We start from the raw sequence: 19199 nt of genomic DNA on the forward strand, positions 1-19199 counted from the left end.
ACCGTCTTCGCCGAAAGTTATATCAGCGCTATATAAGCGCCGAACAGCAGCGGCATCGGATCGGCCTGTCGGAGGCCCGGCGCGGGGAACGGCTGGCGCTGCTGGAGCGGTTCATCGAGGTGTCGGCGGAGGCCGAACGGTGCGCCTACACCCTGCCGACGGAATGGGAGGGCCTGCCGGACGGCGAGAGCGTGCGGGACTTCCTGGAGGGCAGACGGCTGGCGTTTCTGGACGCTGCCCGTGCGGTCATGGGGTAGACCACCGCGCCACCGGGCTTCGTGCCGCAGGGCCGCGTTGCGGCAGGTGCCGGTCGTGCTGCCGGGAGACGCGGCCATGAAGGTGCCCGAGGGCAACGGTCAGCCCTGGTCGAGGGCGTCGTCCGACAGGCGGTACGCGGCCAGGGCCGCGATGTCGTCGTCGAGGTGGCCGTCGGAGAAGGTGACCAGGTCCTGGTGGAGGCGGTTCAGCAGGTCGGGCGGCGGCAGGGTGACCCACGGCCGGATGCGCTCGTGCAGCGGATAGAAGGATCCGGTCGCGTCGCGCGTCTCGGTCACGCCGTCGGTGTAGAGCAGCAGCAGGTCACCGGGACGGAACGGCATCACGTCCACGCAGTAGTCGACGCCCAGCAGAACGCCCAGATTCAGGGGAAGGCCGGGGTCCGACGGATGCAGTTCGGTGACACCCTCGGGGTCCAGGCGCAGTGGGGGCGGGTGACCGCAGTTGACCAGGCGGACCACCGGCTCGTCATCGGGTACCTCCGCGAACACCGCGGTGACGAAGCGCTCCGCCATGTCACTGCCCGGCAACTGCGCGGCCCGGCGACTCATGCTCCGTTCGACACGATGCGCCACTCCGGCCAGGTCGGGCTCCTCATAGGCGGCCTCACGGAAGGCACCCAGCATCGCCGCGGCCGTCTCCACCGCGCGCAGACCTTTCCCTCGTACGTCGCCGATGAGCAGGCGGACTCCCTGCCCGGTGGAGACCGCCTCGTACAGGTCACCACCGATGCGCGCCTCCGCCGCGGCGGAGAGGTAGAGCGCCTCCATCGAGACCCGGCCCAGCCGGCGGGGCACGGGGCGCAGCAGCACGCGCTGCGCCGCCTCGGCCACCGAGCGCAGGGTCGCGAGGGTGCGCTCACGGCGTATCCGGTGGGAGGCCAGGATGGCGCCGAGCACCCCCAGGAGGGCGGTGCAGACGTAGGCACCGACGTAGTTGCGGTCCCAGAGGTAGCCCACCATGCGCCCGGCGCAGCACGGCGTACCGGCCAGCACGCCCTCCAGTACGACGGCGAAGACGGTGACGGCCAGGACGACAGCGGGGCCGTGCGCGTAGGCGGCGACGACCGGCAGCGCGATGAGCAGGAAGCTCACGGGCCACTGCACCGGCGTGATCGGTTCGAGCGCCAGTACACCGGCCACGTACAACGCCGGTAGCCAGCGCATCCAGGCGGACGGCGTGGGCACCCGCGGGCTCGCGTCGTCCTGGAGTGCCGCATGGCGGCTGGTGTCGTCGGCACTGTTCCGTCGGTCCGGCCATCTCATCGCCGGCTCCGGCTCCGGCCCTGGCCCTGGCTCCGACCTCTGTCCTGGTCACGGTCCTGGTCATGGATCGACCACCGCGTGCCGTGCATGCGAACCCCTGTCACAGACTGATCATCATCGCCAGGGTCCGCATCCTAATGGGCGGACATTCCGGATATGTGATGACGGGCAGACCGCTGCTCCAGGGAGGACGCCGATCCCGTGTCCGTGCGGCACCCGAACGCGCCGCGGCCGCCGCCCTGCCGGCGCCGTGGCCGACGCGGTCAGAACGTCGTCGCCGCCCGGTCGGACTCGCTGCGCAGCACGCAGAACTCGTTCCCCTCGGGGTCCGCGAGGACGACCCAGCCCGCGCCGTCGGGGTCGCGGAGATCGCCGACGAGGGTGGCACCGAGGCCCAGCAACCGGTCGACCTCCTGCTCGCGCGTCGTCTCCGGGCGCAGGCACAGGTGCAGGCGGTTCTTGACCGTCTTGGGCTCGGGCACCTGGTTGAAGTAGAGCGCCGGTCCTTCCGCCAACGACACCTGCACCTCGCGGTCCCCCGGCCCGGCGTCGGGGTGCAGCGGACAGCCCGTCACCCTGCTCCAGAAGCCCGCCAGTTCATAGGCGTCCGCGCAGTCGATCGCCACGTTGTGCAGTACCGAGACCATGCGCGCCAGCCTTCCAGATCGGCTACCGGCCTGCACCCTTGCCGGCCGCCGAGTCCAGGAGGCGGTACAGGACCGGGACCGGGATCGCCGGGTTGCCGGCCGCCTCGTACGCCGTGTCACGGTCGTGCAGCAGCCCGGACAGGACGCGTGCCGGAAGCCGCGGGCTGCGGATCGCCGCCGACCGGACGTAGTCCTGCGGGTCGTTGAGCAGCCGTACGGCGTCGGCCGGGGCCAGCCTGGGGTCCACGGCGGCTCGGCGGCGCACCTCGGGCTCGGGGTCGCGGGCCAGGCGTGCGACGTCGGCGGGGGTGGACCGCGGATCGTCCAGCGCCAGCCTGCGCATCCGCCCGTCGGGGTCGTCGGCGTGGCGCAGCAGGCCGGTGCGGGGGAAGTTGGGGTGGTCGCGGGGGCGGCCGGGGTGGCTGAAGCTGCCGTCCCACCAGCGCCAGACCTCGAGCAGCATCTCCGCCGGTGCGTCGTCGCAGGACTCGGCGAGGAACAGCTGGACCACGCGGTCCTCGTCCCGGGCCAGCCGTTCCACGACGTCCGGCGGGAGGCGCCGGGCACGGGCCACGCTGCGGCGGACGAGCGGGTGGGAGGAGGCGGCCAGGCGGCGCATCGCGTCGGCGTCGTCGTGCAGGTTCTCGACCCAGGGCAGGGTGGACGACATCGACGTCAGGTCGACGTCGTGACGCACCGCCGCCCGCTGCTCCTCGGTCAGGTCGGGGCGCACCGACACGGCCGAGCGGACGTCGTCGCAGGTGTCCCCCGCGAGGACGGCGACACCTGACGGGCTGAGCCTCGGGTTCGCCGCCAGCGCCCGGCGTACGTCGGTATCCCCGTCCCGGACCAGTTCCGCCTCCAGCGCGGGCTCCAGACGGCACTGTTCGAGCGCGCGCCGGGGCTCGGGCAGTGCGGTGAGGGTCTCGGACGGCATCGGCACGGTGAGGTGGTGGGCGAGCAGGGCGGCCGCACGGACCGTGTCGTCGGGGTCGGTCAGCAGTCGCTCCCGTGCCGGTGCGGCGAGGTCGTCCCACCGGCCGCAGACGGCCGCGCGCACGCCGGGCTCGGCATCGGCCGCGAGGGCGGGCAGGTGCCGGGCGGGGACGCCCGGGAGGCCGGCGGCCTTGGCACGGGCGGGACCGGTGAGGAGGTCGTCGTACAGGTCCTCGGGGAGGTGCACGCCCCGGGCGCAGGCGTGCGTGGCCCAGAGGACGCGGCGGCTCGGCGACGGTTCGGCGCGGATCAGGCGTAGCCATTGCTCCGGGGTGAGCTTCGGCCGGAACGTGTCGGCGGTACGGCTGCGCACCTCCGGGTCGGGGTGGGCCAGCGCGGCGTCGAGGACGGCGGGGCGGTCGCAGCTGTGCAGGAAGTCCGGTGCCACGTCGAGCAGTTCGATGAGCAACGCGTCCGGGGCGGCGGCGTTGAGTCCGATGCCTTCGGCCCAGTGCGCGGGCCGTGCCGGTGTCCCGGGGACGGCCGCCCACACCTCGTCGCGCTCGGCCTCGGTCTCGCTCCCGGCGGTCTCCGCGGCCTCCTCCAACCGTTCGGGCAGCCGGTCGAGCGCCGTGATCCGGATTCCGCCCGCTTCAGGTGTCTCCGCGAGCAGCACCTGCCCGTCCAGGGACAGGGCGACGAAGCCGGCGCCGCCCGAGAGGCCGTGCAGGCCGTGCAGGCCCTGCGGGCCGTCGGCCGAGCGGACCCGGGTCCACCAGGCGTCGTTCCCGCCGATCCGATGCCCGCTGACGGCCACCAGGAACTCGCCGTCGCCATGAGAGGCGAGGCGGCGCCACCATGTGTCGTCGAGCGGCGCGTCCCGGACGGCGTCGTCCGGCGCCGCGACACCCCGGGCGATGCGCCAGCCGGCCTCGGGCGGGAGCAGGCGTCCGGGGCGCACTTCCCCGACGACGGTGAGTCCGGCGCGGAGGAGCAGTTCGGTGAGGTTTCCTCGCGGTGACACGCGATCATGGTCCTCCGTCGGCCACGGACGGACAAGGGCAGGGCGGAAGGGGGATCGCGGCCCTCCCGTTCAGCCTTCCTGATGCACGGTCAGGACGTAACCCTCGGGGCCGACGAAGGAGAACGTCGGCCCGAACGGGGTCGGCACGATCGGCGTGAGGATCTCGACGCCGTTCGCGCTGAGCCGGTCGTGGAACGCCTGGGTGTCGGGAGTGGCGAACCACAGGGCGACGCCGAGACCGGGGCGGCCGGCGTCCAGATCGGTGCCGGGCAGCGGGTCGCGTACGGCCAGGGGGACGGGCTTGGTGTCGAAGACGACCGCGCCCGGAGGCGAGGCGGGGGTCCGGCGCAGACCGAGGTTCTTCTCGCAGAACTCGGCCGCCGCCTCCAGATCGCGGACCTGCAGGGCGATGAAGTCGGGGCCATTGATGCCGACGGTCATGACGTGTGCTCCTCGAGTCGATGTCAGGACTTTGACATACCTCACGATAGGCCGGGCCCTCCTCCATGTCAAAATGCTGACATGGAGGAGACCTCGCATCTGGAGCTGCCGCATCCCGCCGCCGACGTGCTCGATCACGTGGGATACCGCCTCAAGCGCGCCCACGCCGCCCTGCGCGGCGCCATGGACCAGGTGCTGCGCGAGCACGGCCTGACCGTGCCGCAGTACGCCTGCCTGGAAGTCCTGGCCGCGCGACCGGGCATGTCGAACGCGGACCTCGCCCGCGCCACCTTCGTCACCCGCCAGTCCATGAACGTCGTCCTGCGGGGCCTCCAGGACCAGGGACTGCTCACCCGGCCCGCCACCGTCGACACCGGCCGCGCCCGTCCCGCGAGCCTCACCGACGAAGGCATGCGCCGCCTGAAAGGAGCGCAGAAGGCCGTCTACGCCATCGAGACCCGCATGGTCCACGCGATCCCGGTGGAACGGCTCACCGCGCTCCTCGAAGACCTCGACCGGCTGGCACAGGCCCTCACGGACTGAACCGGCGGGCGCGTCCTGCGAGCTCGCGTTCAGTCATGCGGGTCTCCCGGGGACGGGAGACCCGCCTGTCAATGACGTCCGTCAGTTCTAGACCTAGATCACCGAGCAGCCCATCCCCTCCGGTACGTCGCCGATCAGCGGCTCGGCGCCGCCGGGCGGGAACGACGTGCGCAGGGTGAAGGCGTACGGGTTTGGGCCGTGGGTGCGCAGGTGCAGCAGCCGGGACTCGGCCTCCGCGACGGTGGGGCGGTGGCCCTGCGGCACCCACCAGAGCGCCGTCATGGCCTCCTCGACGCGCTCGAACCACTCGCGCCGGCGGCTGAGCATCTCGCGGTGGCGGCCCTGGTACATGAACGCGGTCAGCGCGTCGGTGTCCCGCCACACCGACATGTTGATGATCAGCCACGGGTCACCGAAGACCGGGATGGCCGTCGCGTCCCCCTCCTCGCTCTGCAGGCGCCACACGAATCCGTCGGCGGCGTCGGCGTCGGCGTTGACCGGGTCGAGATGGTCGACGAAGTCCTTCAACAGGGGCGTGTCCAGGGGTGCTTTGAGCCGGGCGATGTTCACCTGGGCGAGTTCGTACGCGGTGTCGGTCATGTACCGAACGTTAGGTCGGGATGCGCGGACCGAGGTACCCCTGTCTCACCAACTGAGCACCACGCGGCGGGAGTTCACGCCTCGTCGGGGCGCTTCGACTCGTACCGGGCCATGACCACGCCGCCGGGGAACGTCCGCGTCTCCAGCAGTGTCAGGTTCACCCAGTCGTCCAGCGCGGCGAAGAACGGTGTGCCGCCTCCGATCAGGACCGGGTGGGTGACGACCACGTACTCGTCGACCAGCCCGGCGCGCATCGCCGCCCCGGCAAGTGTGGCGCCGCCGATGTGCATCGGGTCGCCGTCCTCCGCCTTGAGCCGGCTGATCTCGGCGACCGCGTCACCGGTGACCAGGCGGCTGTTCCAGTCGACCTTGTCGAGGGTCGAGGAGAACACCACCTTCGGCGTGTCCCGCCAGGTCCGCGCGAACTCGATCTCCGCCGGGGTGGCCCCGGGCTGCTGGTCGCCGGTCGGCCAGTAGGAGCTCATGGTCTCCCACAGCTTGCGCCCGTACAGCGCCAGCCCGCACGCCTTCTCGAGGTCGAGCCAGAACTGGAACAGCTCGGGACCCGGCGGCCCGCTCCAGCCGATGTCGTCACCGGCGGCGGCAATGTAGCCGTCGAGGGTCAGGTTCATGCCGTAGATCAGTCTTCGCATGGCGCAGCCTTCCGACCGTGGATGTCCGGCTTGAGGACCAGCCGGGAGCGGGAAACTCATCGGTGCGCGGCGCGGGGCCGCCGGCGACTCTCGTACGCGAAGCTCAGCGTGGTGCACGTGGGTGGCACCAGCAAGCCGCCACTCCCCTGCTTGTCCGCTCCCAGGGCTTACTTGTTTGCTCCAAGGGCTTACTTATCTACTCCTACGGCCTCGATCCGCCGGGTACGGCCGCCAAGTGGACCACCGAAGGGCGCTGCGAATGGCCCAGACGCCTGGGCCGCCTCGCTCGTAGAGTCGGAGAGGTGATCACCACGGACATCGGCCGGCCGTGCCGCATCCCGCGCCGCGTGCGATAACAGGGGGTACGGCTCTGCCGGGACCGAGCACGGCGGGCGACCGGCCCGCGCGGGGACGCCCGCGTCATCCGGGCGCGATGTCCGCTCCCCGAACGTCTCCCCTACGCCGAGGACCGCTCATGCAAGCCATCACCGTCCAGGACCGTGACGCCGGTGTCGCCGGCCTGGCCCTGTCCGAACTGCCCCATCCGCACGCCGCCGAGAACGACGTGATCGTCGAGGTCCATGCCGCCGGGTTCACCCCGGGTGAGCTGGACTGGCCCAGCACCTGGACGGACCGGGCCGGCCGGGACCGCACCCCGAGTGTGCCCGGCCACGAGCTGTCCGGCGTGGTCACCGAGCTCGGTTACGGCACCACCGGCCTGACGGTGGGCCAGCGTGTGTTCGGTCTGGCCGACTGGGCTCGCAACGGTTCACTGGCCCGGTACACGGCCGTCGAGGCACGCAATCTCGCTCCGCTCCCGGCCGACGTCGACCACATCACGGCCGCCGCCCTGCCGATCTCCGGACTCACCGCCTGGCAGGCCCTGTTCGACCACGCGCACCTGGCCACCGGGCAGACGGTGCTCATTCATGGCGCGGCGGGCGGCGTCGGTTCCCTCGCCGTGCAGATGGCGCGGGAGGCGGGCGCGCGGGTGATCGGCACCGGGCGGGCGTCCGGCCGCCAGACCGCCCGTGACCTGGGTGCGGACGCGTTCGTCGACCTCGAGGCGGAGAAGCTGGAGGAGGTCGGAGAGGTGGACGTCGTGCTGGACGTGATCGGCGGGGAGATCCTCGAACGCTCGGCCGCCCTCGTCCGCCCCGGCGGCACCCTGGTCACCATCGCCGAGCCGGTCACCGTCCATCCCCGCGCCGGGCGCGGCATCTTCTTCGTCGTCGAGCCGGACCGGGTCCGCCTGGCGGACCTGGCACAACGGGTACGGACCGGCCGCCTCAAGCCACTCGTGGGCGAGGTCCGCCCCCTGACGGAGGCGGCTTCGGCGTTCGCTCCGGGCAAGCGGGGTCACGGCAAGACGATCATCCGCGTCGCCGAGAGCTGAGGCGAAGGGCACTGACCAGGTCTGCTCACACTCCGAGCTCGATGACGATCTTGCCCTGGACGTGGCGGGCCGCCTGGAGTCGGACCGTGCGGCGGAGCTGCTCGATCGGGAAGCTCCCCGCGATCGGCACACGGATGCGGCCCTCCTCGACCTGGCGGGCGATGTTCCGCAGGTCGTCCGGGGTGGCGTTCGCTCCGTTGGCCGCCGGGATGCCGTCGAGCCGGGCGGCGATGGTGCAGATACGGCGGTCGGGGACACCGAGTTCCCTCGCGACCCGCACGGTGTCCGTGCCGTGCAGGTCGAGGGCGGCGGTGATGCCGTCAGGGGCGAGCGCGCGGACCCGGTCGGCCAGGCCCTCGCCGTAGACGACCGGTTCGGCCCCGAGGGCGCGCAGATGGTCGGCCGACGACGCCGATCCGGTTCCGATGACGCGTGCTCCCGCGCTGCGGGCCAGCTGGACGGCGAACACCCCGACCCCGCCTCCCGCCCCGCCGATCAGCACGGTGTCGTCCGGGCCGGGAGCGATCACGGCGAGGGCGGCGGACGCGGTGCGGCCCGCGATCGTGAGAGTGGCGGCCGTACGGTCGTCGACGCCGTCCGGCGTGTGATGGACCTCGTCCGCCGCGCTCTTCCCGGTCGCGTCGACCACCACGTAGTCGGCGATCGCGCGCGACAGGGCACCTCCGAACACGCGGTCGCCAGGTGCGAAGCCGGTCACCCCGTCACCGACCTGGTCGATCACACCCGCGTAGTCGGTTCCGAACCCGACCGGCAGGGTCAGGCCGAAGCGGGCGGCGGTGTCCGCGTCGGCGGTCATAATCCAGTCCATCGGGTTGAGGCCAGCGGCGGTGACCCGGACCCGGACCTGTCCGGGTCCGGGCCGCGGCACCGGGAGCTCGCGGACGTCCAGGATCTCGGGGCCGCCGAAGGACATCATCCGGGCCGCCCGGTTGCCGCCCGCCGGCGGTTGCTGCTGCTGCTCGCTGTGTGCCTGCATGGGCGCCTGCCTCCTGGTTCTCAGGCGGAGCACGTCGGTCTATTCTCCGGCAGCACTCCTAAACGGACTATGCTCCGTTTACATGAACGACCGTAGCACAAACGGAGCGCGTTCCGTTTCTGATCGGGCCGGCTCTTCCCGCACACCCCGTGCGGACGCCGCCCGCAACCGCGAACAGCTCCTCGCCGTGGCGACCCGCGTCTTCATGGCGGCCGACAAGGAGCCCTCCATGCGCGCGATCGCCGCCGAGGCCGGCGTCGGCATCGCCACGCTCTACCGGCACTTCCCGACCCGCGAGTCCCTGGTCGACGCGGTCTACCAGGACCAGGTCGTCCGGCTGACCACCGGGGCCCACGACCTCCTCGGCAAGCTCCCCCCGGCTGCGGCGATGCGGCGCTGGATGGACCTGTTCGGGGAGTGGATCGCCACCAAGAACGGCATGCTCGACACCCTCCTCGCGATGGTCGAGGCGGGCGAGATCGCCCACGCGCAGACCCGCACCGAGCTGCTGACGGCCATCACCACGATCCTCGACGCCGGACGCGCGGCGGGCGACCTGCGCTCCGACGTCACCGCCGAGGACATCGCGGCATCGCTCATCGGCATCTTCACCGTGGCCCCTCCGTCCGGCCACGAAGCCAGGGCCGCCCGCCTCCTGGACCTCCTCATGGACGGCCTGCGCCCCACCGGCCGAGTCGGCTGAGCCACCCGCGCATCACGCGATCTCGCCGAGGGTGTAACTGACCGCACCGAGCAGCACGACGCCGACCGCGACGGCCGGCGCGGACACGCCGTCAGAGGATCAGGGCGTGGCCGAGGGCGAAGCAGCCGTGGCCGGCGATGAGCACGCGGCTGCGGATACGGCCGTCGAGCCGCCCGACGACGGCGCCTTGACCGCAGCCGACCATCAGGGTGTTGAGCGTGATGACGGCACCGGCCGTCCAGCCGGGCAGTCCCAGCACGTCCACGGCGTAGACCGGGATCGCGGTGTTCAGGGCGAACAAGGCGACGGCGAAGCGCAGTTGACGCGCGCACCCGCAGGCGCGGGCCCGTGCGGGCAGCTCCGGGCAAGCGGCTCAGGCCGTCTGACACCGCGTATGCCGCGCGGTTCCCGGGGCACACGGCCAGCGAGGCACGGCAGGGATGTCACCCCGTGAACCACGGAGCAGCGAGGACTCAGATGACGTATCAGACCCCGAACACCTACTCCTCCGATCCGTCGGGCGAGCCGCAGGCTCCCCGGAGCAATGGTCTGGCGATCGCGGCGCTGGTGCTGGGCATCACCGCGTGCGTTCTCTTCTGGTCGGTCATCGGCGGCGTCGTCCTGGGCCTGCTCGGTCTCGTCCTCGGGATCGTCGCCGCTCGGCGTGCCCGTGGGGGACGTGCGCGGCACCGGGGCATGGCCGTCGCGGGTGCGATCCTCGGTGGGCTGGGGCTCGTCGCGTCGTCGGTGATCGTCGCGGTCGGGGTCTCCTTCCTCACCTCCGACGAGTTCAAGGACTACAACGACTGCGTGCAGCACGCCGGCACCCGGGCCGAACGCGACCAGTGCGCGCAGGACTTCGAGCGCGACGTCAACGGGAAGTGAGCCTGCGCCCGGAGACTCAGACGGGCGGCGGTCCGTCGACCGCCGCTCTCAACTCGTGCAGACGCAGCGCCAGATGGAGCCGTAGTGCCGAGTCCGCCGAGCGCCAGTCCTCGCCGAGCAGGACACCGATCCGGTCGAGCCGTTTCAGCAGTGTGTTGAGGTGCACGTGGAGGGCGCGGGCCGTCTGACTGAGGTTCCCCGAGTGGGCGAAGTACGCGGCCGCCGTCGCCACCAGGCACGTCGACCGTCGGCGGTCGTACTCGAGGAGCGGGCCGAGGCTGTCGGTGAGGAAGCGGTCGAGGTCGTCGGCGCGGTCGGGGTCGAAGACGAGCGCGTACATCGCGTACTGCCGTGTGCTGACCCCGCGGTCGGTCTCGCCGAGTGCGCGCATGACCTTGAGGCAGCGCAGCGCGAGCGCGTGGGAGCGGGACCGTTCCTGGCCGGCGATCCGGTCGCAGACCACGAGGGCGGGTGCGCCGAGGGCTCGGCGCAGGGCGTGGTGCAGGGTGCCGGCCAGGTCGTTCTCGTCGTCGGCGCGGAGCAGCATCGTGGCGCGGCCGAGGTATTCGCCCGCGAGCCCCGACCATGCGGAGGACAGGGGCTTGAGCTGCCGGATGATGTCGGTGGCGGATCGTCCGGGGCACTCGACCACGACGAGGGTGTCGAGGTGGTCGACGTCGACGCCGCGGGCCAGGGCCCTGTCGCGTTGGGCGGGATGGAGCGGCGTGGGGGACATCAGCTCCATGAGCAGCTCGCCCCGGACCCGTTCCTCGGCCTCGACCCGGGCGTCCCGCATGAGGATGAGCAACCCCATGATCTGTGCGGAGCGTTCGAGCATCCGTACCTCCGCCGCTTCCGGGGCGGCCCGGCGTGCCAGGGTCAGGAAGCCGAAGTGGCTGCCGCCGGCCCGCGCGGCGATCACGCTGCGGAAGGTGCCGTCCCGGCCCTGCGCCGACGCGCACCGGCCGGTGGTGCGGGCCTCCTCGCGCAGCCGGCGTCCCAGGTCCTCGTCGCCGTCCTCCCCCGGTTCTCCTGGGGGCCGGACCGCGAGGACCCTGTCGTCGCGGTCCTGGATGGTGACCGTGCCCTGGAGCTGTTCGACCAGGAGCTGGGCGATGTCGCCGGGTCCCCCGCCGGATAGCACCACATGGGTCAGCGCCTCGTGCACGGCGGCGGCGCGTTCCAGCGTGGTGACCTGCTCCTCGATCGTCCGGTAGGCGTCCTCGAGGCGCCGTAGCGAGACCCGGGTCTGCTCGTAGAGACGGGCGTTGTTCAGGGCGACCGCGGCATGACTGGCGAAGGCGCTGAAGAGCGCCACCTCGTCCTTCTCGAAGGGCCGTTCGGTGCGGTCGGCGGCGAAGAGCGCGCCGATGGCCTGCTCCCCCACGAGGAGCGGGACGCCCAGGAGGGCAGTGAGCCCTTCGCGGGGGACGAGCAGGTCGAAGGTGGGGTCGTGCGGCAGGGCTTGCGCCTTGCGGTAGTTGCTCACCCAGAACGGCGCCTTGTGTTCCAGCACGCGCCCGCCCAGGCCCCGCCCCCGGGGGACGCGCGCGGACGAGAACTCCGACGAGATCGTGCCGGCGGACGCCTTGAGCGTGAGATAGCCCTCCGCGTCCAGCAGGGACAGGTAGACGAAGTCACTGCCGATGAGTTCGTGGGCGTGCCGGACGATGGACCGCAGCACCTCGTCGACCTCGCCCAACGCGGTCAGGGACCGGGCCGTCTGGTACAGGCTGCTCAGCTCGCGCTCGCGCCGGAGCCGGTAGGAGGTGAGTTCGCCGTCGCCGACGGGACCGGCCGTGCCGGATTCGGTCTGTTCCATCGCTGCCACCACTCGCGCCGTCGGGTGGTGAATTCTTACACCCTCACCGGGTCAGCGGTGGAGGTACGTTCCATCTCTGGTCGGGCGTGCGGCGCTCTACTGTCGCCCCACGCGCTTCGTTGTCATGCACGACGCAGTCGGATGTCCCCGCACCCACGGTGATCCGGCGGTCGGCCGCCCGGCCGGTCGACCGCGCGCGATCCCCCGTCCCCGAGCCCGGCTTCCTGGGAGTGACCCGCATGTCGATCCCCGTTGTCGGCGGTCCGCACGCCGCCGCGACCCGCAAAGCGATGCTGCGGCTGCTGCCGCTGCTCTGCCTGACCTACTTCATGTCCTACGTCGACCGGACCAACATCGCCCTGGCCAAGACCCACCTGCAGGCGGACGTGGGCATCAGCGCGGCCGCGTTCGGTCTGGGCGCCGGTCTCTTCTTCCTGACGTACGCGCTGTTCGAGGTGCCCAGCAATCTGATCATGTACCGCGTGGGCCCGCGGCGCTGGATCGCCCGGATCGCTCTGTCCTGGGGCGCGGTGACGTCCCTCATGATGTTCATCTCGGACGACGTCACGTTCTACATCGGGCGTATCGCCCTCGGTGCCGCAGAGGCCGGTCTGTACCCGGCGATGATGTTCATGATGACGCGCTGGTTCGCGCAGAAGGACCGGGCCACCGCGATCGGCTTCATCTACCTGGCGCCCACGCTGGGTCTGCTCCTGGGCGGGCCGCTGGGCGGCGCTCTGATGGAACTGGACGACGTCGCCGGCTTCCACGGCTGGCAGTGGATGTTCCTCGTCGAGGGCCTGATCACCATGGGCATCGGCCTGGTCGTCCTGGCGCTCCTGCCCGAGGTGCCGGCCGACGCGAAGTGGCTGGCGGCGGATGAGGCGGCCGTACTGAGCGAGGGGGCCGAACACACCGCGCGGGGTGGGGAGAGCAACGGCGGGACCACCCCGGACGGCAAGGGCGCGCACACCTTGAAGGGCAATGTGGGGCAGGCGTTCGGACGGCCGTTCATCCTGCTCATCGGCGTCATCTACTTCCTGAACCAGCTCACGATGAACGGCGTGACGTTCAACGTGCCGTCGATCATCGAGTCGCTGGACGTGAACGGTTCCTTCGTCGTCGGCCTGCTCAGCGGGGTGACCGGCATCGGCGGGACGATCGGCGTGCTGGTGATCCCTGCGCTCTACCGGCGCTTCCCCCGCGAGTCCCTGACCATCGGCGTCCTGGCGGTGTCCCCCGCCCTGGTCGCCGCGGTGTTCCTGGCGGTCTCCTCGCCCTCCGTGCGCATCGTCCTGATCGGCGTCATGTCGATGCTGCTGTTCGGCACCCTGCCCGTCTTCTGGTCGGTCGCCATGGCCCGGATGACGGGGATCGTGGCGGCCGCGGGCCTGGCCTTCATCAACACGGTCGGTCTGACCGGCGGTTTCGTCGGGCCGTACCTGTTCGGTCTGGCCGAGTCCGACTCCGGGGACCCCACCTCCGGCTTCCCCATCATCATCGTCGCGTCCCTCGTCGCGGGCGGACTCGCGGTGGCCCTGCGCTGGGCCCTGCGACGCGAGGACCGCACGACCGCCGGTGACGACGCACCGTCCACCGTCGAGCGCGACCCGGAGGTCCTGGCGTGACGTTCCTGCCCCCCGAGGGATTCCCCCTGTCCGAGATCCCCGGCGCGTTCGCCGCCGAGATCGGGGACACCGTGGTGGTGCGCGCCGGCACCGACACGCTGACCTGGGCGGAGCTGCACCGGGGCAGCAACCGCGTCGCGCGGGGGCTCCTGGACGCCGGGGCGGCCACCGGCCGGATCGTGGCTCTGGTGCTGCCCAACTCGACGGACCTCGTGCTCGCCGTCTTCGCCTGCTACAAGGCCGGCGCCACCCCGCAGGTCCTGTCACCGAGGATGCGGGCGGCCGAGCTCGACGCCGTCCTCGAACTGGGCGAGCCCGCCGTGGTGGTCACCGAACCGGACGGCGCGCTCGTCGACCGTTCGAGGGCGGTGACCGTCGGGGAACTGGCGGCCGGGCGGAGCGACGACGACCTCGCGCCGGTGACCGCGACGTCGTGGAAGGCCCCGACCTCCGGGGGATCGACCGGGCGCCCGAAGATCATCCTGTCGGGCCGGCCGGCGGTCACGTCCCCGTTCGACTCGGACATGTGGGGGATCGGCGCCGGTGAACAAGCCCTGATCACGGCTCCGCTGCACCACAACGCCCCGTTCGTCACCGCCCTGACGACGATCTTCCTCGGCGGCTCGGTGACCCTGCTGACCAGGTTCGACGCGGAGCGGACGCTGTCCGCGATCGACGAGCACGCGGTGACCTGGGTGTATCTGGTCCCCACGATGATGCGGCGCATCACGGCGCTCCCGGACGAGGTCCGCGACCGCTACGCGCTCACCTCGCTGCGCTCGGTCTGGCACTGCGCGGAACCCTGCCCCGTCTGGCTGAAGCGGACGTGGATCGAGTGGCTGGGAGCCGAACGGGTCTGGGAGCTGTACGGCGGCACGGAGGCGGAGGCCGGATGCACGCTGCGCGGCGACGAATGGCTCCGACACGTCGGGTCGGTCGGCAAGGTGACATGGGGTCAGATGAAGCTACTGGACGCCGACGGCGCCGAGGTCACCGAACCCGGCGTCGAGGGCGAGATCTACATGCGGGTCACCCCGGGAACCCCGGCCACCTACCGCTACATCGGCTCCGAACCCACCTCACGCGACGGCTGGTCGTCACTGGGTGACATGGGACGGTTCGACGCCGACGGCTACCTGTATCTGCACGACCGCCGCTCGGACATGATCACCGTCGGAGGCGTCAACGTGTACCCGGCGGAGATCGAGGCCGCCCTCGTCGAACACGAGCAGGTCCTCACCGCCGTCGTCATCGGCCTGCCCGACGCCGACACCGGCAACCGGCTGCACGCCATCGTCCATACGCCCCGCCAGGCCGACGTCAGCGCCGACGACATCCACGCCTTCCTCGACGGACGGCTGTCGCGCCACAAGCTGCCCCGGTCGATCGAACTGGTCCACGACTCCCTGCGGGACGCGGCGGGCAAGGTCCGGCGTTCGGAGCTGCGCGCCCAGCGCATGCCCGAGCCGAGCCGGTGACCCCCTCCTCGCGCACCGCTTCCCTCCGGAGGAAGGAACCCGTATGAACCCCAGGACGCTGACGGGGATCGCGCTGGCCACGGCCGGCGCCCTCCTGGCCGTCCCCGCGCAGGCGCGCCCGTCGGAGGCATCGGCCCGGAGCGCCCCGGCTCAGTGCGCGTCGCTGACCGGGACGGCCATTCCGGCGGCCGTCATCTCCCTGCCCACGCGTGGCGGCCGTGTCGCCGCCTCGTCCCCGGTGACGGAGACCGTGAGCGGGGTCAGCCTCACCTACTGCCGGGTGGACGCGGCCCTCTCCCCCGTCGACCGCTCGGCACCCGACATCACCCTGCGCGTCGCCCTCCCCGTCGACTGGAACCGCAGATCCATGATGTTCGGGGGCGGCGGCTACAACGGCACGGTCCCCGACGTCCGCGGCGACGTGCCCTTCGCCCCGAAGGGCGGGACCACACCGCTGGCACGCGGCTACGCCACCTACGCCAGTGACTCCGGGCACCAGGCGGACCCGGCGAAGCACCCGATCCTCTCCCTGGACGGCTCCTTCGCCGTCAACGACGAAGCGCTGCGGAACTTCGCCGCCGGCGACGCGCTCAAGAAGACGCACGACGCCGCCCAGTTCCTGATCCGCGCGTTCTACGGCGCCACGCCCCGGTACACGTACTTCGCGGGCGGATCCACCGGTGGCCGGGAGGCGCTCGCGATGGTCCAGCGGTGGCCCACCGCGATGGACGGCGTGATCTCCGCCTACCCGGCCTGGAACAACCTCGCCGAAGCGCTCTATCTGGGTCATGCCACACAGGCGCTGGCCCAGCCGGGGGCGTTCCCCGGCCCGGAGAAGCAGACGCTGCTGTACGAGAGCGTGCTGCGCGCGTGCGACGGCCTGGACGGGCTGAACGACCGGGTCGTCTCCCACCCGGACGCCTGCCGGTTCGATCCCGCGACCCTGCGCTGCCCGGCCGGCGCCGACACGGGCCCCTCCTGCCTGTCGGACCGTCAGATCGCCGCGGTCCGGGCCATCTCGTCGCCGTGGACGTGGCCGTACCGGGTCGCGAGCGGCGAGCGAAGCTACCCCGGCTTCCCCTTCCTCTCCGGCGCCGACCTGCGCACCCCGGTCCTGGGCTTCGGCACGACGGCGCCGTCCCATCCGATGCCGCTCACGAGCGGGTACGGCATGCAGTACTGGGACCAGTGGGTGAGGTACGCCCTCACCAGGGACCCCGGCCACGACTCCCTGGCCGTCGACCCGGCCCGCCCCGGCAAGTGGCTCCAGCGCATCAGCCGGCTGTCCGAACTGCAGGACGTCAACGACGCGGTCCTCTCCCCCTTCGCCCGGGCCGGCGGCAAGCTCCTGCTCCTGCACGGCGCGGCCGACGAGCTGGTCTCGCACCGGGCGACGAACGACTACTACGAGCGGGTCGCCGACACGGTGGGGCCGCACAGGACACGGGAGTTCATGCGGTACTACCTCGTACCGGGCGCCAACCACGCGAACTTCGGCAGCCCCGCCTTCGCCGCCGCCTGGGACTCCCTGACCGCCGTCGAGCGCTGGACCGAGCAGGACAGGCAGCCCGTCGCTCCGGTCGTCACCGACGCGAACGACGGCAGGGCCCGCCCCCTGTGCGAGTACCCGAGCTGGCCGAAGTACCGGGCCGGCGACCCGGACAGCGCGGGCAGCTTCAAGTGTGTCCGAAGGTGAACCGGGGGCAGGTTGAGGATCTTGAGGGCAGGAGCCAGTCCATGGCAGGCTCCTGCCGCATGATCGACGACTTGGCGAAGGACCTCCTGCACGGCAGGCTGCGGCGGGACCGTGAGGCGCTGCTCTGGAAGCTCGACGGCCTGTCCGAATACGACGCGCGGCGGCCTCTGACGGCGACCGGGACCAACCTCCTCGGCCTGGTGAAACACGTGGCCCAGGTGGAGGCCAGGTACTTCGGCGAGGTCTTCGGCCGGCCTTCCCCGGAGGGGCTGCCCCACTGGCAGGACCACGACGGCAGCGATCACTGGGCGGCCGGGGACGAGACCCGCGAGCAGATCGTCGGGTTCTACCGGCGTACCTGGGAACATGCGGACGCGACGATCAGCGGGCTTCCCCTCGACGCCGCCGGCCATGTGCCGTGGTGGCCGGACCCCCGTCCCAACACGACCCTCTTCGCCGTCCTCGTCCACGTCCTCGGCGAGATCAATCGGCACACCGGGCACGCCGACATCCTGCGCGAGGGCGTCGACGGGCGGACCGGGATGCGCTCCCAGTACGAGCAGGACGTCGACGAGGAGGCCCGGGCGGCCCACCGCGCGAAGATCGAACGGGCCGCCCGGTCGGCCGTGTCCGGGTCGTCTCACCCGGCCTGATCGCCGGCCCTGGTCGCGGTTCCCTCCGGCGTGAACGCGCGGTGGAAGGCGAAGGCGTCCGGCGCGGGACAGCGGTCGTGGAGGGATTCCAGCCTGGAGACTCCGTCCTGCCAGGTGGGGACCGTGCCCTCGGGGATCCACCAGAGCACGTGACCGGGGTGTCCCGTGCGCTCGAACCAGTCGTGCCGCCTGTTCAGTGCCCCGCGGTGCAGCCCGGTGTACACGGCGTCGTAGGCGGGGCGCAGGCCTGTCCAGAGGGAGAGGGTCGCGGCGAGGGCGGTGGTGTCCGCCGTGCGGCCCTTGTCGTACCAGGCGGGTACGGCGAACTGTCCCCACGGGCCCCAGTCCGCTCCGAAGAGCACGCCTCGGTCACCCTCGGCCGGTTCGGCGCGGGCGAGGTACCCCGGGTGCCGGCCGATCGTCCCGTAGACGGCCTCTCCGGCGGCGTAGAACTCGCGTGTGAGCGGGGAGGGATCGGCGAGCGGTGCCTTCAGGACTCCGAAGGTGTACAGCGCGAGCTGGGGCATGCGTCTCTCCCTGGGGTGATGTTCCCGGTACGGGGCAGCCGCACGGCGATCGCCGAGGGCCCCGGTGCGGGTGACGTGACGGTAGAGGCATTCGCCGGCCCTGTCGAAGTTGCTTTCCCGGCACCGAAGTGGCCTCAGCGACCTACGCCGAGACGCTGCGGCCCGACCCCCGTACGGTTCTGGCTGCCGGCCGAGTACCTGCCGGAGGCGGCCCGGTTCGACCACCCGTGCGGTCCTCGTGGACCGCTTGGTCTCCTTGCTCGGAGGCGCCCGCGTCGGAACGGTTCCCGTACCGCACGACTGCACCGACGGATTCCTGGCCGCCTTCTGGTGGCCGACCTGTAGACGCGGTCGCTCAGCGCGCTCCTGGCACGGCCGGGGGCTGCCAGTCCCGCTTCAGCAGGCCGTACACCCAGGAGTCGGACACGACGCCGTTCACGACGCAGTCCTCCCGCAACGTCCCCTCACGGACGAAGCCCAGCTTCTCGAGGACGCGGGCCGACGCCTGGTTGCGGGTGTCGGCCTCGGCCTGGACGCGGTTCAGGTCCAGGGTGTCGAACGCCCACCGCAGCAGGGCGTGCGCGGCCTCGGTCGCGTAGCCGTGCCCCCACATGGCAGCGCCGAGGACATAGCCCAACGAGGCGCTGCGGTACGTGGGGTTCCAGTCGGACAGACCGCACCAGCCGACGAACGCCCCGTCGGAGACACGGTCGATGGCCACCCGCGCTCCGGTGCCCTCGTCCTCCAGCGTCCGGCAGTTCGCGAGGAACCGCTGCGCGCGGGCCGGGTCGGTCCACGGCGGGGAGTCCCAGTAGCGCAGCACGTGGGAGCTGCTGTGCAGGGCGAAGAGGGAGTCGGCGTCTGCGTCGGTGAAGGGACGCAGCCGTAGGCGCTCGGTGTGCAGGACGGGAGTGGGCGGAGTCATGCACACCATCCTGGGACGCCGACGGCGGCCAGGACACCGAATATCCCGGCCGTCAGGGCGCCATGACCAGGTCCCCGATCACCGTCAGGCCGACCTGGGCCGTG

20 protein-coding genes are annotated in these 19199 nt (G+C 71.8%); 9 read left to right on the plus strand and 11 right to left on the minus strand.

Annotated elements, in window-relative coordinates:
* Positions 1-32: 32 nt before the first annotated feature.
* Positions 33-257 (plus strand): hypothetical protein, encoded by a 225-nt coding sequence (locus F8R89_RS36550; protein ID WP_151787954.1) that lies wholly within the window; start codon positions 33-35, stop codon positions 255-257.
* Positions 258-356: 99 nt separating this feature from the next.
* Here the strand turns inward: F8R89_RS36550 and F8R89_RS02240 are convergent, their stop codons facing one another.
* From F8R89_RS02240 to F8R89_RS02255, 4 genes are all read right to left on the minus strand, one after another.
* Positions 357-1541, minus strand: a complete 1185-nt coding sequence (locus F8R89_RS02240) for a PP2C family protein-serine/threonine phosphatase (RefSeq protein ID WP_225994300.1) — start codon at positions 1539-1541, stop codon at positions 357-359.
* A 263-nt stretch (positions 1542-1804) separates the two neighbouring features.
* Complete coding sequence (locus F8R89_RS02245) at positions 1805-2188, minus strand: VOC family protein (RefSeq protein WP_151782346.1); 384 nt, start codon at positions 2186-2188, stop codon at positions 1805-1807.
* A gap of 22 nt (positions 2189-2210) precedes the next feature.
* Complete coding sequence (locus tag F8R89_RS02250) at positions 2211-4148, minus strand: hypothetical protein (RefSeq protein WP_151782347.1); 1938 nt, start codon at positions 4146-4148, stop codon at positions 2211-2213.
* 69 nt (positions 4149-4217) lie between these two features.
* Entirely contained in the window at positions 4218-4589 is a 372-nt protein-coding gene (locus tag F8R89_RS02255; protein ID WP_151782348.1) for a VOC family protein, read from the minus strand.
* An 81-nt stretch (positions 4590-4670) separates the two neighbouring features.
* Between F8R89_RS02255 and F8R89_RS02260 the strand changes: the two genes are divergently transcribed.
* Positions 4671-5132 carry a MarR family winged helix-turn-helix transcriptional regulator gene (locus F8R89_RS02260; protein WP_151782349.1) on the plus strand — a complete coding sequence of 154 codons (462 nt, stop codon included), beginning with the start codon at positions 4671-4673 and terminating at the stop codon, positions 5130-5132.
* Positions 5133-5225: 93 nt separating this feature from the next.
* On the opposite strand, the gene F8R89_RS02265 is transcribed toward F8R89_RS02260, so the two are convergent.
* Together F8R89_RS02265 and F8R89_RS02270 are read right to left on the minus strand one after the other, a co-directional pair.
* A complete protein-coding gene (locus tag F8R89_RS02265; protein WP_151782350.1) occupies positions 5226-5732 on the minus strand; it encodes a DUF3291 domain-containing protein in 507 nt (168 codons plus the stop codon).
* Between the two features lie 74 nt (positions 5733-5806).
* Positions 5807-6385, minus strand: a complete 579-nt coding sequence (locus tag F8R89_RS02270) for a dihydrofolate reductase family protein (RefSeq protein WP_151782351.1) — start codon at positions 6383-6385, stop codon at positions 5807-5809.
* Positions 6386-6860: 475 nt separating this feature from the next.
* On the opposite strand from F8R89_RS02270, the gene F8R89_RS02275 reads away from it, so the two are divergent.
* Positions 6861-7781, plus strand: coding sequence for an NADP-dependent oxidoreductase (locus F8R89_RS02275; protein ID WP_151782352.1), 921 nt, complete (start codon positions 6861-6863; stop codon positions 7779-7781).
* 25 nt (positions 7782-7806) lie between these two features.
* Here F8R89_RS02275 and F8R89_RS02280 read toward each other — a convergent pair whose 3' ends face one another.
* The gene (locus tag F8R89_RS02280) at positions 7807-8778 is read right to left on the minus strand and encodes an NADP-dependent oxidoreductase (protein ID WP_151782353.1); all 972 of its coding nucleotides are present in this window, start codon (positions 8776-8778) and stop codon (positions 7807-7809) included.
* 82 nt (positions 8779-8860) lie between these two features.
* Between F8R89_RS02280 and F8R89_RS02285 the strand changes: the two genes are divergently transcribed.
* Positions 8861-9481, plus strand: coding sequence for a TetR/AcrR family transcriptional regulator (locus F8R89_RS02285; protein ID WP_151782354.1), 621 nt, complete (start codon positions 8861-8863; stop codon positions 9479-9481).
* 91 nt (positions 9482-9572) lie between these two features.
* Here the strand turns inward: F8R89_RS02285 and F8R89_RS02290 are convergent, their stop codons facing one another.
* The gene (locus tag F8R89_RS02290; protein WP_225994301.1) at positions 9573-9782 is read right to left on the minus strand and encodes a hypothetical protein; all 210 of its coding nucleotides are present in this window, start codon (positions 9780-9782) and stop codon (positions 9573-9575) included.
* Positions 9783-9958: 176 nt separating this feature from the next.
* Here F8R89_RS02290 and F8R89_RS02295 point away from each other — a divergent pair, with 176 nt between their 5' ends.
* Positions 9959-10366 (plus strand): DUF4190 domain-containing protein, encoded by a 408-nt coding sequence (locus F8R89_RS02295; RefSeq protein WP_151782355.1) that lies wholly within the window; start codon positions 9959-9961, stop codon positions 10364-10366.
* Positions 10367-10382: 16 nt separating this feature from the next.
* Here the strand turns inward: F8R89_RS02295 and F8R89_RS02300 are convergent, their stop codons facing one another.
* A complete protein-coding gene (locus F8R89_RS02300; protein ID WP_151782356.1) occupies positions 10383-12188 on the minus strand; it encodes a helix-turn-helix domain-containing protein in 1806 nt (601 codons plus the stop codon).
* 239 nt (positions 12189-12427) lie between these two features.
* Here F8R89_RS02300 and F8R89_RS02305 point away from each other — a divergent pair, with 239 nt between their 5' ends.
* The 4 genes from F8R89_RS02305 to F8R89_RS02320 are packed head-to-tail and all read left to right on the plus strand — an operon-like array spanning position 12428 to position 17643.
* Entirely contained in the window at positions 12428-13816 is a 1389-nt protein-coding gene (locus F8R89_RS02305) for an MFS transporter (protein WP_225994302.1), read from the plus strand.
* Positions 13813-15294 carry an AMP-binding protein gene (locus F8R89_RS02310; RefSeq protein WP_151782357.1) on the plus strand — a complete coding sequence of 494 codons (1482 nt, stop codon included), beginning with the start codon at positions 13813-13815 and terminating at the stop codon, positions 15292-15294. The genes F8R89_RS02305 and F8R89_RS02310 overlap by 4 nt, the downstream gene beginning before the upstream one ends.
* Positions 15295-15337: 43 nt before the next feature.
* Positions 15338-16990 carry a tannase/feruloyl esterase family alpha/beta hydrolase gene (locus F8R89_RS02315; protein ID WP_151782358.1) on the plus strand — a complete coding sequence of 551 codons (1653 nt, stop codon included), beginning with the start codon at positions 15338-15340 and terminating at the stop codon, positions 16988-16990.
* Between the two features lie 59 nt (positions 16991-17049).
* Positions 17050-17643: a DinB family protein gene (locus F8R89_RS02320; RefSeq protein ID WP_151787957.1), complete on the plus strand. Its 594-nt coding sequence runs from the start codon at positions 17050-17052 to the stop codon at positions 17641-17643.
* On the opposite strand, the gene F8R89_RS02325 is transcribed toward F8R89_RS02320, so the two are convergent.
* Entirely contained in the window at positions 17631-18170 is a 540-nt protein-coding gene (locus F8R89_RS02325; RefSeq protein ID WP_151782359.1) for a DUF3291 domain-containing protein, read from the minus strand. The two genes, F8R89_RS02320 and F8R89_RS02325, sit on opposite strands and share 13 nt — an antisense overlap.
* A gap of 355 nt (positions 18171-18525) precedes the next feature.
* A complete protein-coding gene (locus F8R89_RS02335) occupies positions 18526-19095 on the minus strand; it encodes a GNAT family N-acetyltransferase (protein WP_151782360.1) in 570 nt (189 codons plus the stop codon).
* Positions 19096-19199 lie beyond the last annotated feature (104 nt).

It is taken from the genome of Streptomyces sp. SS1-1 (assembly GCF_008973465.1).
Lineage (GTDB): Bacteria > Actinomycetota > Actinomycetes > Streptomycetales > Streptomycetaceae > Streptomyces.